Source organism: Thalassolituus maritimus (assembly GCF_900156675.1).
Lineage (GTDB): Bacteria > Pseudomonadota > Gammaproteobacteria > Pseudomonadales > Oceanobacteraceae > Thalassolituus > Thalassolituus maritimus.
The window spans coordinates 37,870-53,358 of the sequence record NZ_FTOH01000001.1 but is presented as its reverse complement, the minus strand read 5'-3'; the positions used below and the strand labels follow the sequence as shown (position 1 = coordinate 53,358).

Sequence of the window (15,489 nt, the reverse complement as noted above, 5' to 3'; positions counted from 1 at the left end):
TACATCGAACGACCATACTGAACGTCAGGCGACCTTCTCTGAATCCCGTGGTTGCTCATCAGATTTATCTGCAGAAAACGAATCAATAAGTTTTTTCAGCAGATAGTCCAGGAGTAGCGTCGCCGCGATCATAAACGGGAATAGCATCAGTAATTGACCACTGTTCAACGTCTGGTAGCCAATAATTCCCATTAACCAACACACCAGCGTCCACTGAATAATATAAATAGTGGTGACGCGCTGGCTCAGGTACACCATGCTGTTCATAAACCAGGCTTTGCTTTTTAAAGGCTTGAAGATCATCCAGGACACACACCAGAATGCGAACAGGTTAATGCCAATCAGATAAATCGCACCGCCAATACCGGTATGGAAGAAATTACGGAAAAACAGATCCCAGTCATACAGAATCAAAGGCACACCAATCGCCATCAAGCCAACACCCAGCTTAAGTGACATGTCGTACACGGCCTGCTCGTCTTTATCACGCTCGAGGAAGACCATGCCCATAAACATGCCGACAAGGATATTGCTGATCCACGGGAATACCGGAAAATACACGTTCCACTGATCTCCCCAGAGCAAGTCAGCAACATAGTCCAGCCCGGTAATGCCAGGACGATAACCGCGTATCACCTCAGCGACCAATACAGACAATAAAGCAAGAGCGAGAATGACCCACTTATTCGAGATGTAATGACGTACAAAGGTAATAATCAGGAAGGCGATGCCGGCAAACTGAAGAATGTCACCGGTACGGAACAGGTACCATAGCTGCGAGCTGTCCAACGGCGAGCTCCAACCATAAGCCTCGATAAAGTTCTCCGGCATAGTGCCAAACACAGAAATCGGCACAATAAACTTCAGCGTGTTGAGTAGATACCCTGCCGCCAGAATCATCAATGCCCGTTTAATGCCATAACCAATGGAAGAGTGACGGGTAATAACAAACGAGAAGCCCATACAAAGTAAAAAGGCCGCTGTCATTTGCCCAACGATATGAATCGCCGTACCGAGCGGCGCATGAAACTGAGTTTCAACTGAACCATACATCCACAAGGCATGAACGATTACCAACAACAAAGCCGCCGTTCCACGGGCGAAATCGATAATATGTACCCGGCCGTTCTGTTCACTCATGTGAGTTTCCTGTCTTAATATTTATACGTTTCGCGGACAACCCGGACACAGGTCATTCGCCGATTTAAGGTAATGTAAGCAGCAGCTTTGTCGTTGATAATCCGGCTGCCAATGGCCCGGCAACACCGCCAACCCCAATGTCTCGTTAGTCGCCTGCACAAACGCGTTCGCAATCTTAAGTGACTGATCAGGCGACACATCCAATGCAGCCAATCGCTCCAGTAATGCATCAAGCACAAGTTGCAGGGCAAAACGCCGGTTGATGCGCTTAAGCTCAGAGACCGACGCCAGCAACTGATCGCAACAACGTACCAGTATCGTCATTTGTTTCTCGGCGCCCCGTTGCGAACGCTCAGCAGCCGTTTCAGCATGCTGCGTCGAACTCGCAAAACGACTATGGTCTTGCCGCCGAACGCCGCTGAAGCCAACCACAGTCCCCTCTGCCCAATGCAAACGGAACTCGGAGAGATCGACGTGGCTGTCCTGACAACAAACAACGCATGCCACCAGATAAAGAGGTCGCCAGAACATCAGCGCCCACAAACGGTGACGCGCGTATCGCCCCGGATTGTCCGCCCCCAAAGCCAGTAACGACTGATACAAGGCGCTGGCCTCAGGCTGCACTGGCAGGCGTTCTTCCTCCGCTGAACATTCACTTTGCCAGGCAAGACGGCAACGTTCGCAAGACACCCGTTATGCCCCCCGTTATACCCCGCTAGTCACCAACCTCACCAATCGTCCGGTCTGAACTGAGCAACCGGATTAGGCAGGGTTCCAATCAACTGCAAACTGCTTCCCGGGTCGGCGAGATCAACCATTTGCTTGTTATTTTTCAACTGCAAACGGTTCAGGCACGAGTTGGCAAACTCACCGACAAAGGGATCATGCTCGCGGATGCGTTGCTGAATGGAATCGTCGTTCGCCATCGCCCGACGGTAGTCGATAAAGACATCCGCCACGGCCTGCCAGAAGGCAGTTTCAGTGATATCACCGGTTTCAATTAATGCCGGCGCCAGATAACGCAGAATGCCGTCAAACACATCGGTAAAGATGGAAAGTATTTCCATAGACTCGGGCAGAGGAATGGATATACGACGAACGGCCTCCGGGAGTGCATTGGTTCGTTCTTCACCGATATTTAACAAGCAGATCTCTTCACCCAAGTCTTTCATGATGGCGCGTACCGGCGTGTTATTTTCGATCACCAGAATCACGTTTTCACCGTGCGGCATGTACACCAGGTTGTGAGCGTAGAAACAGTGAACTACTGGCGCCATGTAAGCATTCAGGTAGCTGCGCAACCACGCATCAGCACCGATGCCTGAGGCCCGCATCAGTTCAGCGGCCAGGGAATTTCCATCGGGATCGCGATGCAGCAGTGCGGCCATCGTCATCACCCGCTCATTATCGGCAATTTGATTCAGGGGGTTTTCACGCCAGAGACCCGCCAGCATTTTGCGGTACGGGTTGTCGTAGAACGCTTTTTGACTGAAATACGGCGAACGGTAACCGGTTCCTGCGAATTCACGCAAAAGCCCCATGCCGTTGTTTTGCAGGTAAGCATCTTCTTTTACCAGCGAACTCAGCCAGTCATTAATGGCCGGCGTTACTTCCATATAATCGGCAGACAACCCCCGCATAAAGCCCATATTCAGAACCGAAAGCGCCGTCTTCACATAGCTGCGTGTCGGTACAGACTTATTAAAAAATGTACGAATGGATTGCTGCGCCTGAAAGTCATCCGGGCTTTCGCCAAGCAGTATCAGATAACCACCAGCAATATCCGGCGCATAGGCCTGATAGAGCTTGTTATGCCACTGCCATGGGTGGACAGGGACCAGAACAAAATCATCTGGGTTCTGGCCTTTTTCCCTAACAATATTGCGCCAGTGCACCAAGGTACTCAGGTCGAATTCCTGCTCCAGCACCGCGGCTTCTGTCAATCCTTCTGAACAGGAAAACACTGATCGATCGCGACGCGCCGCCACCCACAGCAAGCGCACAGGCGCTCCTGTTTCAGGTGCGAACGAGCGAAAATCAGCGGCACTGAAACCGATACGACCATTGTTCGCAATAAATACCGGATGGCCTTCGGTCATTGATGCTTCTATGGTCTGAAAATCGGCTTGCGCTAATTCAACCGCAGGTACGTTCCGGTGCTGGTATTTCCAGGCAAGACCACACAGCGTTGCTGAAATTTCCTCGAGATACGTGGGCATATTCGCTGGCGGTACGCCAAGGTCTTCTGAAAACGCCAGTATCATCTGCATGACATCGACCGACTCAGACTGGCCTGGTTGTTTAATCGTATCCGGGTCAACCTGCCAGTGATCCAATGCGTATTGCGTCGCGCAGAACTGATACTTCACGTCACCGGCTTTATTGGTGACAGACCAATACTTATCCGTTTCGCCTGCTGTGCTGCTATTGTCAGGGACGGTCTCTTCAGGTGTGACCAGAACCTCATGAATCATTTCACGAATGAGCTTTGCCGCGAGATGGCGGTTCGCTTTCTGCCACAGTTCAGCACTCAGATGCTCGGTCGCCAGTGCTGGATTTTTTTGCAGGCGATCAAACCAGCGACGCTCGCGGGTCGCGTCTTCATGGGCGCAAGCTTGTTCAAACTGTTGCCGGGCACAGAATCCTAATAGCGCCTCTTTATGTGGGAGTGTGACTTGCGCGACATGACTGAAGCCTGCACGCAGATTCAGCTGGTGAATTTTTGCGTTGCTGGCATCCGGCTCGACCACAATCCGCTCAATACGAGAATCGGTGAACAGATGCGTCATGACGGTACGGAACACTTGCCAACTGAAGCCGGAGCGGGGCTGATCCGGCGGCGACAGCAATACATGCATGCCACGATCACCCGACTGTACATCGTAGTGCTGGCCGATCGCATCTTCAGACGGGTCGTAATACTCGACCATAAATTCGGCCTGTCCGTCGATCAGACCCATAAAAACTTCGTAGCCGGGAATGGCCAGAAGTTTACGGTACTCTTCATCGACCTGTGCGATCGACATCCCGTTATATCCCCAAAAACGAGCATACGGACGCGACGCCCAGTCATACAGAGTTTCCAGGTGCTGGTCCGTAGCAAACGGAACAAACTCAACATGTCCAAGTGCAGTATCAAACTTCGATTGCATCAGGAAATTGCCTCTTCAGCATCGTTAATAGAGTGGTCAGGTTCCTCGGGGCCAGCCGCTCGGGTAAACACGCCTAACCTCCAGGCGACCATGACCACGGCAACGATTCCAGCCGTTGCCGCCGCGAATACAGCGGTGTGGCTGACGTCTGCAACTAAGGCACCTGCAGCAAATGACGCCAGGATAATGCCGATATTCTGGCCAAGGTGAACTCGACTGAAGTCCTCACCAAACCGTTCCGGTCGACTATTGGCAAACAGAAGGACCTCGATATGGACTACCCCCATAAACAGTCCCCAGCCGAAAATAAGCCGGCCAATAACCGTCCACAGCGGGTCACCCAACCCTTGAAGAACCAGCCCGACCAGAATCACCAGCAAGCCACGAATAAGTAATTGCTGACTGGTTAATTGAGGCGCTTTTATGCGCTGCCAAACGACAGTAAGCAGGGCAATGATTGCCGGAATGGCATACACAAGACTGCTCGGAAATTCACCATTCCAGGGGGCAAAGCTGATGTCGGCCCAGTACAAGGTAAAAAATGGTCGAATCAGGAATACACTGAAATAAAACAACATTGCCACGACAGCCAATTTCAAAACCATCGGGCTTCGAGGGGTATCGGCTACTTCTTCAGGGGTGTATCCCGGCTCAGTCAGACGAATTTTCAACGCCAACATCAAGGCAATACAAATGACGATTTGCACCAGATCACTGGCGATCATGACCAGATAGGCGTCGCGCCCATCCCAGAATTGCAGCAGATAGCCACCGAGCACTGCGCCACTAATGGTTCCGATGTGCATCAGCACCGCAAACAGCGCGACAAATCCACCGATCTTACCGGTACCTTCAAGGCGGATAGCAAATGGATAGATCAGCAGATAGCTGGCCTTCATCATCAACATCAATTGCGACACGATCCAGAAGGTCAGCAGTGATTCTGTGAGATAACAGATAACCCCTAACACTGCTGATACGGATTGAGTGACCACCCACAGCGGCAGCTCATGCCACCGACGCGCCACTTTTGCCCACAACGGAAAACACAGCATGACGGTCGTACAACAGGCGGCGATGTACCATCCCGCATGCGCAGGGTCAGAGACCCCAAACGATTCTTCAAAGAATTGCGGATAAAACGGCAACAGCATGGTGTCGGCCATTACCGACACCAGCGTCATCAGAATCAGGCTCCAGCGAATGACTCTCATAAAGAAAAAACATCCTCAGGAGAAGAAGCCAATACCGATTTAATGTCAGCACCACCCTCTTCCGGCACACCAAACTGCTGGAAGGCAATACGCTGCTCAATGGGGTAATGTTCGGTCCCGGTAATTTCCTTAATCAGGTAGCTGTTGCGATAACAGGCCATCCCAAGGTCCGGCGAAACAAAACCGTGAGTATGTAATTCGGCGTTCTGTACGAAGAGACGAGAATTGTCTTTATCAATGGCGTAATTACGCGCCACATCAAACCGGCCCTGACTGTCCCAACGAATCTGTCCACGCAGCCCTTCCAGAAAGTCGGGTAGCTGGTAACGATAACCCGTCGCCAGCACAACCGCCGAGGTATCCAGTGAGTACGACTTGTCCTGTTCATCATGGTGCAGCTTGAGCTTAATACCGGCCTCGGTATTTTCAGCATCACACAGTGTTGTATTGGTCAGCAGATGCGTGGTGAAGTCCGATTGAAGGCGCTTAACGTACAAAAGATCGTAAATCTCATTAATCAGGCACTCGTTAATGCCTTTATAAAGATGCTTTTGCTTGGTGATCAGTTCATCACGCTTAGACGCGGGCAAATTGTAGAAGTAATCAACGTATTCCGGAGACGTCATTTCCAGCGTCAGTTTTGAATACTCCAGCGGGAAGAAACGTGGAGAGCGGGTAACCCAGTTGAGTTCATAGTCGTGGTCATCAATTTCCTGCAGTAGATCATGATAGATCTCAGCCGCACTCTGCCCACTGCCGACGATGGTGATGGAAGACTGTTTCTGCAGTTCTTTCTTGCGGTGTAAATACGCAGAAGAGTGAATAACAGTACCATCAAGCTCTTCTGTGCACTCTGGAATATAAGGTACTGGCCCAGTGCCCAGAACCAGTTTGCGAGCGAGCGTAATGGTTTCTGACCCATCTTCTTGCTGGGCTTTGATTACGTAAAGATCCCGCTCTTTATCATAGTGCACATCCTGCACGCAGTGACGGAAGCGAATATTACCGACCTGTTCTGACGCCCACTGACAATACTGGTGATACTCACGGCGGGCCAGAAAGAAATCTTCGCGAATATAAAACGAGTAAATACGCCCCTGCTGCTTGATATAGCTCAAGAAGCTCAGCGGGTGAGTCGGGTCCGCCAGTGTCACGAGGTCTGACATAAATGGCGTCTGCATGTGCGTGCTTTCCAGCATCATACCCGGGTGCCATTTGAACTCGTCGCGCTGTTCAAAGAACACCGACTTGACGTCACTCAACGTGTCGGTCAGACAGGCCAATCCCAGATTAAATGGACCAAGGCCGATCCCTGCAAAGTCGAATATTTCTTGTGTTGATGTGCTCATTTTGATGACTCCACAGAGTTTACGTCAGCCGCGTTTAACCTTTCCCAAAGACCCGCACCGATGGTACGAATCTGGCCAATGATGTACTGAATGTCTTCCATCGACGTTTCCGAATTCAGGACAGTAAATTTCAGATACTGGGCGCCTTTTACTTTGGTCCCAGCGATCAAAGCCGCACCACCCGAAAACAGGGCTTTACGGATCTGACGATTGCATTCGTTAAGCGTGTCACCCTCTGTCGCGTTCGCCGGCAGATAGCGGAAAACAATGGCACTGATGGAAGGCTCATGCAGGCACTCGACATCCTCCAGAGTTTCCATCCAGCGATGGAATGCGCGCGCCGAATCGATGACAGCATCAAACTCTTTGCCAATACCTTCCGCACCCACTTCCCGCAACGTCATCCACAGCTTCAGAGCATCGAAACGACGGGTCGTCTGAATACTTTTATTGACCAGGTCTGGCGTGCCTTCCTGCGCTGCGCTCAGAGGGTTCAGATAATCAGCGTGATGCGTAACCACATTCAGGTGACTCTTATCGCGTGCAAAGAAACCGCTGCATGCAACGGGCTGGAAAAACGACTTATGGAAGTCCACGGTGACAGAATCGGCGAACTCAATACCACCAATGAGAGAGTTGTATTTCTGCGAAACCAACAGACCACAACCGTAGGCTGCATCAACGTGCATCCAGATATGATTCTGCTCACAGATTTCTGCAATCGCAGGCAGTGGGTCGACACTACCGAAATCCGTTGTCCCCGCAGTCGCCACCACAGCCAAGGGGATTAAATCCTGCATCTGCGCGTCGTGAATCGCCTCTGAAAGCGCCTTGACGTCCATGCGGAATGCCGAATCGCCCGCAACCGGCACAACCGAGTCATACCCCAATCCCAACATGGCAGCCGCCTTACACACACTGAAGTGGCTGTACTCAGAGGTAAATATACGGAAACGATGGGCACACGCCGGCAGGCCTTTTTCTTTGATGGAATAGCCGCCAAGGTAGCGCAAGGCGTAGTTATCCCGCGCCAGTAGCATGCCCATCAGATTGGATTGCGTCCCCCCACTGGTGAAGATGCCATCGGCATTTTCACCAAGGCCAATGCGGCCAATGGTCCAATCCACCAGCTTTTGCTCAATCAGGGTCGCACCCGCGCTCTGGTCCCAGGTATCGACTGAGGTATTAATTGCGGCCTGAATGGTTTCGGCCGTCACCGCAGGCAAGGCCACTGGGCAATTCAGATGAGCGACATAACGTGGATGATGAAAATAAACCGCATCGCGCAGGTAAACACGCGATAACTCGTCCAATACATCAGACGAGGAAGCGAGTGGCTGGGACAGATCAATATCCCGCACTTCAGGAGACAACTCAGCGGGGGTGACGCCTGAAAATGGTTGAGACACCGATTCGAGGTGACGTTTCACCAACGATACGGCCTCATGCGTGCGCTGCTGATAACTCTCAGCCAAACACGATCGGAACATGGGAAGCGGGGTAAGAGCGGATAAGCCTGATTCCGCACACCAGGAAAACGCCAGACTCGGATCATTCTGCATCTACTACTCCTACTTCCGTATCCTACCTTTCAGAGGGTGCACACTACTGAAATTGTTAGTTTATGTAAAGCTAAATGCAAACTATATGCATTAATAAAAGCATTATTAACAATTTCTATGATAGAAAAATGACAGGATAGGTCTCTGGGAAACCTGCTGAGATGGTATTCGGACAATAGAGAAACGAAGAGCAGGAAGTAACTTCCATTTCAAGGAGACTTGAATTGCATAACTATCACCTCATATAGATTCAAGGCACCTCTGAACAATACAGGAGACCGTTATGCACACAACCTGCCCCGATTGCGGAGCCATTAATCGCATCCCAGAGAACAAACGCAATCAGCCGGGACAATGTGGCAAGTGTAAAAGCACGTTGTTCACCGGTACCGTAGCCGAACTCAATGATGCCAGCTTCCAACGTTTTATCGCGAAGAACGACTTACCTGTCGTCGTCGACTTCTGGGCAAGTTGGTGTGGTCCATGCCAGATGATGGCGCCCATCTTCAAAGAGGTCGCAGCGACTCTGCCGTTCCAGGCGCGATTTGCGAAAGTGAATACGGAACACGCCCAACAGACGGCTGCGCAATTCGCCATCCGTAGCATTCCGACCTTACTGGTATTCAAAAATGGTGAAGTGGTCGATCAACTGGCAGGCGCATTGCCCGCTCAGCAACTGAAGCAGTGGGTTCAGCAGGCGTTAATCAAAGCCCGCTGATGTATGGATGTCAGGCGGTCTGCTCCCCACCGCTGACAACATACTCAATCGCCTGCATGACCGGCTCCAGATCTTCCTGCCAATCCATAGCCTCGTTGTAGAGGCCCTCGAGGCTCTTCAGAAAATCCATCACCAGACTCAACATGCGCTCTTCCTGCTCTTCATGCAGACCGAGAGTCAGGAGCTCCTCGCGCAGCTCAAGCTTAACGTCGTCCCGCTCATTCGCTGCACGAATCTTCATTTCATCCTGACGCTTCTGAACATCCAGCAGCGTGTGTTTAACATCAGACACGACATCAAGAAGACGATCTTTCTGACGCAGACGCTCTTCCATATTCAGGCTACTCACGCGAGCGTCGGTAGCGCTAAGCACCACAGCCAGATGGTCTTTAATGCGCCCAAACCGGGCTTCGTCTTCATAGGGTACGTTTTTTATAAGAAGAGCCGTGCGCGGATAATTCACCAACATCCGGCGGCCGAACTCCATGATACGACCACCACCGTGACCGGACTGCATCAGATCTTGTTCAAGTGGAGAAGCCGCTCCAGAATGCGAGTAATAATGCGGCCACTCATCGCCTTCGAGCCAGCACGAAAAAACGGCATTCAGACCAAAACGCGAGAGAAGATTCAGCAGTGCCTGTGCCAATTCATCCAGCTTCTGACACATCGAGATCTGCTCCATGTAGCGCACAATTTCGCCCTGTTCCGCAGAGTGCGTCATGGCTTCAAAAGCGGCTTGCTTGGCATTTTCTGCGTTGTCGAGTAACTCTCGCTCATAGCGCCGCTGGTGAAGGGCGCGCGAAACCTTCGCCTGCAGGTCTGCCACGTCAAATGGCTTGCTGACGTAATCGTCGACACCCGCCTCATAAATCGCAAGGCGGGTATCGATACTCAGGTTATCGCCTACGTAAATCACAGGAATGCCTGAAGTATCCGGATGTTCGCGCAACATTCTGAAGAGCTCATCATCGCTGCTGTTCATTCCCGAACCATCGAGAACAATGCAGTCCGAGTCTTTTTCAGTGCAGGCCAGGTAGTCTTCAACCGTACTGAAGCCGGCGACATCGAGATGACTGAGGATATGACCTAACAAGGATATCGAGTGTGCTTCATTGTCCAGAACAACAACCTTACCTGGCATTTTCTTCCTCGTGGCTGAATAAACTACTTACTAATTGAGTTACCTATAAATAAAGACCACAACCTGAAATTCGTCCAGACACAATGTATGGAATAGTACATCTGAGGAACTCATCTACCTGACACAGGTCAATGCCGTTACGTACAACAGGGGTAATCTGAAATTATCCCAACAGGAGGAAACTTATGAACGTCGAACATCATGACTTACACCACGACTTCCCAGACATGGCTGACCAGATCCGCGAGCTGAAAATGAATGACCGGCATTTCGCCCGCCTCTTCGATGAGTACCACGAGCTGGACAAAGAAGTACGTAAGATTGAAGAAGACACCACTCCCGCCTCGGATGACACCCTCGACGCTTTACGACTCAAGCGCGTGCACCTCAAAGACGATCTCTACGCAATGCTGAAAGAAGCGTGAGCTCAGCTCCTCAGTTCCTGGGAATATCGCCCAGGGTCAGGTAAAGAGCCGCCAGAGCCTGCAAGTGACTCTGGCGAGCGCTGAGCATGGCATCGCGTGCACTGAAAAAGGTGCGCTGGGCACTGAGCAGGCTGGTAAAGTCAGTATCACCCGAATCAAACCGGATAGTGGCAAGACGGAGAAGTCGACGGTTATTCTCGAAAACCGCTTCGCTGTTCGCCAGCGCCTTTACCTGATAGTCCAACTCTCCCAGAGCATCCAACGCCTCTAGCATGGCGGCAGTAACAATAGCCCGGTACTGAATTCGCGCAGTACGCTCAGCTGATTCTGCCTGTGCAATCTGCGCTTTAATTTTTCCAGCGTCGAACAATGGCATCGATAGGCTTTCTCCAAGAGACAAAGCCCACCCGGTGGGGTTAATAACATCAGATGCAGACAAACCTGCACTCAGACTCAACGACGGCCACCGGCTACTTTCTGCCTGCCAGACATCGGCGTGAGCCTGCCACAGAGCAATACTGGCCTGACGGATATCTGGCCGTTGTTCCAGCAGACTGGCCGGTTGTATCCTGGCGACTTGCGGAAGATCCAATTCCTCAAGCGTCATCGTCAGTTCAGGTAGTCTCAATTCATCAACACCAACCAGATAGGCCAGCGCCCGCTCTTCGCTATGTAGCGCAGTTTCGAGCGCCGCAAGTCGTCCTACCAGAGACAAGGTCGTATTTCGCTGCTGTGCCAGCTCTACGCCAGACACCGCACCGGCATCAAACTTCACCTGCATAATACGCTCAAGTTCCTGACTGGCGGCGAGATTGCTGCGAGCCAGGCACAGACTCTCCCGGGCCGCCAGCAGAGCAATGTACTGCTGCACTACTTGTCCGGTGAGCGTCATTTCTACGCTGCGAAGCGCTATTCTCTGACTTTCATAATCGAGTTCAGAGCTGTCTATATCCGTTGCACGCCGGGCCCACAGATCGACTTCGTATCCCGCAGAAAAGCTGAGACTCGATCCACTATTGAAGCCCTCGCCAGAGCCATCCAGGTCTTTCTTGTGACTGGCTCCGGCGCGAACCGAAACCGAGGGCCAACGATCCGCTCTGGCCTGGCGTAGTGATGCATCTGCAGATATCAGACGCTCACGGGCTATCTGAACGTCCGGATTATCACGCATGGCTATCGACAGAAGCAGGTTCAGCTCATCACTGCCAAGTTGGCGCCACCATTCTGCAGCCGGAGCCACGGCCTCACTCTGGTGAAACCATTCGTCGGGAGGAGTGTTTACAGTGGGAGTAACTGGCGCCTGCAAGGGGCTTGTGCAAGCAATCAGAAGTGCACAGGCTGGTGCCAGAAGCGATATCCGGAACAGGGAATAAGGCGTCATTCAGTCCTCCGCCAACGCATCAATCGGGTTCAGTCGGGAAGCCTGGCGGGCCGGCGCGTGACCAAACACCACACCCACGAGTACAGCCGAGCCAAAGGCCAGCACAGGCGGCATCACAGAGAAGGCGACCGCAATATTAAACTGGCTGAGCAGCCAGGCGACTGCGGCCCCGAGCAATAAGCCAATGGCTCCGCCAAAACAACAGACCACCAGCGCTTCGATATTGAACTGCCGCAGAATATCGCCGGGCTTCGCGCCCGTTGCCATGCGCAGACCGATTTCCCTCCGGCGTTCGGAGACACTGACGAGCATAATATTCATCACACCGATGCCACCAACGAACAATGAAATAGCTGCCACAGAACCGAGTAACCAGGTCATGGTATCTTGAGTTTCTCCCACCGCTTCTATCAGTGATGCGGTATTGCGCACCATGAAATCCTCCCGGCCATGACGCAGTAGCATCAACTGCTCGACGGCCGCCTGAACCTCATCCAGCTGCTCCGTCGACTCGACTTTGATGGTAATGGTGCTCAGATGATCCCGCCCAAACACCCGGACCCGGCCGGTCGACAAGGGAATCAACATCATCTCATCCATATCAGAACCGCCCGACGTCGCGCCTTTAGCCTCCAGCACACCGATCACCTGATAGACGGCACTTTTGAGAAACACGTACTGACCTATGGGCTCTTCCCCATTGGTAAACAACTCTTCGGCCACCGTCTGACCAATCACAATCACCGGTGCCATGCTGTCCATGTCCTGCTGGGTAAAAAACACGCCACGAGCCATCCCCCAGTCCCGAACGTGAACATAATCCGGCGTCGTACCCTGGATTCTTCCGTTGTAATCGCGGTTGCCAAAGCGAATAGTGGCCCGGCTATTCCGCTCCGGCGCAACATAACTGACACCGGGTAACTGACTGACGGCTTCGCCATCTTCTACAGTCAGTGTCGCCATATCACCGGAAGAGCGGGTATTTCCGCCGCCCGGCCTCAGCAAGAGAAGGTTGGTACCCATCGACTCAATACGGCTCAACACCTGTTGCTTACCGCCTTCGCCGATCGCCATCATGGCCACCACGGCGCCAACGCCAATAATGATACCTAGCAGCGTCAGGGCCGTTCTGAACCAGTTAAACCGCAATGCCTTAAGCGCCGTAGTCACTGACTCAACAAGCCCGACCGAAGCATATGCCGGCGGCGCTGCTTGCCCGGCCGAAATATCAGCCGGAATATCAGTAACGGAGGCCAGTGCTGAGTCTGATTGAATACGGCCATCGCGGATTTCGATCTGGCGGTCGGCATGCCGGGCGACTTCTGCATCGTGAGTAATCAGGATGACGGTTACGCCCTCCTGATTGAGTTGCTTGAGCAAAGCCAGAACCTGCTGCCCGCTCTGGCTATCCAACGCACCGGTAGGCTCGTCGGCGAGGATCACCTCAGCGCCATTAATCATGGCTCGGGCGATAGACACGCGCTGCTGCTGACCGCCGGATAACTCCCCCGGTTTATGGCCTGCCCGCTCGGCCAGACCCAACTTATCAAGCAGCTGATCGGCACGCTGCAGCCGCTGTTCCCGGGCCGTGTGAGCATACGTTGCAGGCAACGCAACATTCTCTCGCGCGGTCAGCGGTGCAAGCAGTTGGTAGCGTTGGAAAACAAAGCCGAATGTTTTTAGACGAAGCGCCGCAAGCTGATCGGGGGTCATATCTGAAACGCTGTGCCCATTCACCCGATACGTTCCTGCGGTGGGTTTATCGAGACATCCGAGAATATTCATCAGCGTCGACTTACCAGAACCAGACTGCCCCATCACAGCGACGAACTCGCCCCGGCGGATAGTCAGCGTCACGTTATCCAATGCCCTGACCACAGTCTCACCCGCTTGATAATGACGACTGACTTGGCTGATCTGGATAAGAGGTGGAGCTGTATTGTCAGAAGCCACGACGACCACCGATACGCGGGGTACTGGTGTTACCAAAGGTCCGCGCCTGTTCGCCAGTTGCTGCGTTGATACTTCCAGCAATAACGTCATCGCCTTCTTCCAGACCCGACAGGATCTGAGCATGAGTACGGCTGACAATACCCAGCTCTACGGCCACACGCTCTTCCTCATTCGCTCCCGGTACCCGGACAAACGCCCCCCGAGGGGTTCGCCTTACTGCCGCCAACGGTACCAGCAACACATCGTGAGCAGCTTCCTGTATGAAAAATACCTGAGTGCTCATCGCTTCCATTAACGCATGATCTGTATTCTCAACATCAACTAACACCTGGTAGAGAACGACGTCATTAACAACATTCGGGGTCGGCAGGATTTTCTTCAGTGTCGACCATCGGTAATGATCAGGCTGCCCCAGTGTTGCAAAACGGACATCCATACCTGGCTCAAGCTTGGGGATATCGGCCTCTGACACTTCAACGCGCAATGTCATGACAGATACATCAGAAATTTTCATCACCACCGGCGCGCTATTAGTCGCGTTCAGTGTCTGTCCTTCGCGCACGGCTATACTTGCAACCGTACCGGCGATAGGGGCGAACAGGCTTGTATACCCCAGCGACACCTTGTCTCCTGCCAGAGATGCTTCGTCAGCTTTGATCTGAGCCCTTGATGCTTCAATTTTTGCCTTGAGAATTTTCACCCCGGTACGGCTTTCAACCAGCGCATCTTCGCTGATAGCCTGGTGCTGATAGAGCCCTTCATTCCTTTTTAATCTGAGTTCCTGAAGCTCCAGTTCAGCCAGCTGCTGTTGTAAGCCAGCGCGTTTGTTCTCAAGGCTGGCCTCAGCATTCGCGACCTTAGTTTCAAAAACCGAAGCATCTATCTCAGCAAGCAGCTGCCCTTTGGTGACAACATCACCTTCCTCGACATAAATCGCCTTAACCTGGCCCGAGACTTGTGCGCCGACATCAACGTAATTTTTCGGCTCCAGGGTTCCCGTGGATGCCACGTGGTTTTCGATAGAGCCTGTCTTTGCCCTCTGAATCAGCCAGGCCTGATCATCGGAGTCACTAAAAAGCCAATACCACGCAGCCAGAGATATCAGAATCAGCAACAATAAAAAGAGTGCGACTGGACGAAAGATCCATTGCCACTTTGGCCGCATCGAGAGCGCAGCAGAACGTCCATCAGACATATAGGAAACCCACCAGAAACAGAGGCTGTTACGAGAAGGTTGCGAAATTTAATGCAAACCTTAATCAATCTCAATAATGATTTAAAAATATCACCGGTAAAGTTATTCAGATGACTCGGGAATTAAGCCGGGCCTGACGTTTTATTACACGTCATAGATGCCTGAATCAAAGCGCCGGGGCAATTCAGAGGAGCGAGTAATTTTATAAGTAAGGAAGTGTCGATGCCGGTGGCCCGGCATCACTTATACCTGCAAG

Annotated in this window: 12 protein-coding genes; 2 read left to right on the top strand and 10 right to left on the bottom strand. The window is 52.2% G+C overall.

Annotated elements, in window-relative coordinates; genetic code table 11:
• Positions 1-24: 24 nt before the first annotated feature.
• From BW941_RS00280 to BW941_RS00255, 6 genes are read right to left on the bottom strand one after another with little or no spacing between them, the layout of a single operon-like run.
• On the bottom strand, positions 25-1,140 hold the full coding sequence (locus tag BW941_RS00280) for a heparan-alpha-glucosaminide N-acetyltransferase domain-containing protein (protein WP_076513214.1): 1,116 nt from the start codon (positions 1,138-1,140) through the stop codon (positions 25-27).
• A 21-nt stretch (positions 1,141-1,161) separates the two neighbouring features.
• Positions 1,162-1,830: a hypothetical protein gene (locus BW941_RS00275; RefSeq protein WP_139325702.1), complete on the bottom strand. Its 669-nt coding sequence runs from the start codon at positions 1,828-1,830 to the stop codon at positions 1,162-1,164.
• 38 nt (positions 1,831-1,868) lie between these two features.
• Entirely contained in the window at positions 1,869-4,292 is a 2,424-nt protein-coding gene (locus BW941_RS00270) for a GNAT family N-acetyltransferase (RefSeq protein WP_076513208.1), read from the bottom strand.
• Positions 4,292-5,476: an MFS transporter gene (locus tag BW941_RS00265; protein WP_139325701.1), complete on the bottom strand. Its 1,185-nt coding sequence runs from the start codon at positions 5,474-5,476 to the stop codon at positions 4,292-4,294. Before BW941_RS00265 ends, BW941_RS00270 begins: the two co-directional genes overlap by 1 nt.
• Positions 5,477-5,502: 26 nt before the next feature.
• Complete coding sequence (locus BW941_RS00260) at positions 5,503-6,855, bottom strand: lysine N(6)-hydroxylase/L-ornithine N(5)-oxygenase family protein (RefSeq protein ID WP_076513204.1); 1,353 nt, start codon at positions 6,853-6,855, stop codon at positions 5,503-5,505.
• Entirely contained in the window at positions 6,852-8,417 is a 1,566-nt protein-coding gene (locus tag BW941_RS00255) for a pyridoxal phosphate-dependent decarboxylase family protein (protein WP_076513201.1), read from the bottom strand. Before BW941_RS00255 ends, BW941_RS00260 begins: the two co-directional genes overlap by 4 nt.
• 283 nt (positions 8,418-8,700) lie before the next feature.
• On the opposite strand from BW941_RS00255, the gene trxC reads away from it, so the two are divergent.
• Complete coding sequence (trxC, locus tag BW941_RS00250) at positions 8,701-9,135, top strand: thioredoxin TrxC (protein WP_076513198.1); 435 nt, start codon at positions 8,701-8,703, stop codon at positions 9,133-9,135.
• A 10-nt stretch (positions 9,136-9,145) separates the two neighbouring features.
• Here the strand turns inward: trxC and BW941_RS00245 are convergent, their stop codons facing one another.
• Positions 9,146-10,279 (bottom strand): response regulator, encoded by a 1,134-nt coding sequence (locus tag BW941_RS00245; RefSeq protein WP_076513196.1) that lies wholly within the window; start codon positions 10,277-10,279, stop codon positions 9,146-9,148.
• Positions 10,280-10,464: 185 nt separating this feature from the next.
• On the opposite strand from BW941_RS00245, the gene BW941_RS00240 reads away from it, so the two are divergent.
• Entirely contained in the window at positions 10,465-10,704 is a 240-nt protein-coding gene (locus BW941_RS00240; protein WP_076513193.1) for an HP1242/YdcH family protein, read from the top strand.
• Between the two features lie 10 nt (positions 10,705-10,714).
• On the opposite strand, the gene BW941_RS00235 is transcribed toward BW941_RS00240, so the two are convergent.
• Genes BW941_RS00235 through BW941_RS00225 form a run of 3 tightly spaced genes read right to left on the bottom strand, consistent with a single transcriptional unit; the run spans position 10,715 to position 15,233 of the window.
• On the bottom strand, positions 10,715-12,085 hold the full coding sequence (locus BW941_RS00235) for an efflux transporter outer membrane subunit (RefSeq protein WP_076513191.1): 1,371 nt from the start codon (positions 12,083-12,085) through the stop codon (positions 10,715-10,717).
• Positions 12,086-14,128, bottom strand: coding sequence for a MacB family efflux pump subunit (locus BW941_RS00230; protein ID WP_084188449.1), 2,043 nt, complete (start codon positions 14,126-14,128; stop codon positions 12,086-12,088).
• Entirely contained in the window at positions 14,028-15,233 is a 1,206-nt protein-coding gene (locus BW941_RS00225) for an efflux RND transporter periplasmic adaptor subunit (protein WP_084188447.1), read from the bottom strand. The genes BW941_RS00230 and BW941_RS00225 overlap by 101 nt, the downstream gene beginning before the upstream one ends.
• Positions 15,234-15,489 lie beyond the last annotated feature (256 nt).

Bases quoted from the DNA above. Each gene is read 5' to 3' on its own strand.
- BW941_RS00260 (WP_076513204.1), bottom strand. From the start codon at position 6,855: ATGAGCACATCAACACAAGAAATATTCGACTTTGCAGGGATCGGCCTT.
- BW941_RS00280 (WP_076513214.1), bottom strand. From the start codon at position 1,140: ATGAGTGAACAGAACGGCCGGGTACATATTATCGATTTCGCCCGTGGA.
- BW941_RS00245 (WP_076513196.1), bottom strand. From the start codon at position 10,279: ATGCCAGGTAAGGTTGTTGTTCTGGACAATGAAGCACACTCGATATCC.
- BW941_RS00230 (WP_084188449.1), bottom strand. From the start codon at position 14,128: ATGACGTTATTGCTGGAAGTATCAACGCAGCAACTGGCGAACAGGCGC.
- BW941_RS00270 (WP_076513208.1), bottom strand. From the start codon at position 4,292: ATGCAATCGAAGTTTGATACTGCACTTGGACATGTTGAGTTTGTTCCG.
- BW941_RS00235 (WP_076513191.1), bottom strand. From the start codon at position 12,085: ATGACGCCTTATTCCCTGTTCCGGATATCGCTTCTGGCACCAGCCTGT.
- BW941_RS00255 (WP_076513201.1), bottom strand. From the start codon at position 8,417: ATGCAGAATGATCCGAGTCTGGCGTTTTCCTGGTGTGCGGAATCAGGC.
- BW941_RS00240 (WP_076513193.1), top strand. From the start codon at position 10,465: ATGAACGTCGAACATCATGACTTACACCACGACTTCCCAGACATGGCT.
- BW941_RS00225 (WP_084188447.1), bottom strand. From the start codon at position 15,233: ATGTCTGATGGACGTTCTGCTGCGCTCTCGATGCGGCCAAAGTGGCAA.
- trxC (WP_076513198.1), top strand. From the start codon at position 8,701: ATGCACACAACCTGCCCCGATTGCGGAGCCATTAATCGCATCCCAGAG.
- BW941_RS00265 (WP_139325701.1), bottom strand. From the start codon at position 5,476: ATGACGCTGGTGTCGGTAATGGCCGACACCATGCTGTTGCCGTTTTAT.